At 69.1% G+C, this 728-nt stretch carries 1 protein-coding gene; it reads left to right on the top strand.

Going from position 1 to position 728, the window contains the following annotated elements:
• A partial coding sequence (locus HTV45_RS33235) for an acyl-CoA carboxylase subunit beta (protein ID WP_285899715.1) occupies window positions 1-728 on the top strand: 728 nt, incomplete at both ends.

The raw sequence follows: 728 nt of genomic DNA, 5'->3' as shown, positions 1-728 counted from the left end.
CTGCACGGGATCCGTGCGCAGGCGGTGGCCGGGCCGGGCGAGAAGGCGACGGCGGCGCAGCACGCCAAGGGGAAGCTGACGGCGCGGGAGCGTATCGAGCTGCTGCTGGACGCGGGTTCGTTCCGTGAGGTCGAGCAGTTGCGCCGGCACCGGGCGACCGGGTTCGGTCTGGAGACCAAGAGGCCGTACTCCGACGGTGTGATCACCGGCTGGGGGACGGTGGAGGGCCGTACGGTCTTCGTCTACGCCCATGACTTCCGGATCTTCGGCGGTGCGCTGGGCGAGGCCCATGCCACGAAGATCCACAAGATCATGGACATGGCCATCGCGGCCGGTGCTCCGCTGGTGTCGCTGAACGACGGTGCGGGCGCCCGTATCCAGGAGGGTGTCTCCGCGCTCGCGGGCTACGGGGGCATCTTCCAGCGCAACACCAAGGCGTCCGGTGTCATCCCGCAGATCAGTGTGATGCTCGGCCCGTGCGCGGGCGGTGCGGCCTACAGTCCCGCCCTCACCGACTTCGTGTTCATGGTCCGCGACACCTCGCAGATGTTCATCACCGGCCCGGACGTGGTCAAGGCGGTCACCGGCGAGGAGATCACCCAGAACGGCCTGGGCGGCGCCGACGTGCACGCCGAGACCTCGGGCGTCTGCCACTTCGCCTACGACGACGAGGAGACCTGCCTCGCCGAGGTGCGCTACCTCCTCTCCCTCCTCCCGCAGAACAACCG

Origin of the sequence: Streptomyces sp. CHD11 (assembly GCF_018638295.1) — a bacterium.
Classification (GTDB): domain Bacteria; phylum Actinomycetota; class Actinomycetes; order Streptomycetales; family Streptomycetaceae; genus Streptomyces.
Note: the sequence above shows the minus strand (reverse complement) of the source record. Positions and strands in the feature narration are given on the sequence as shown.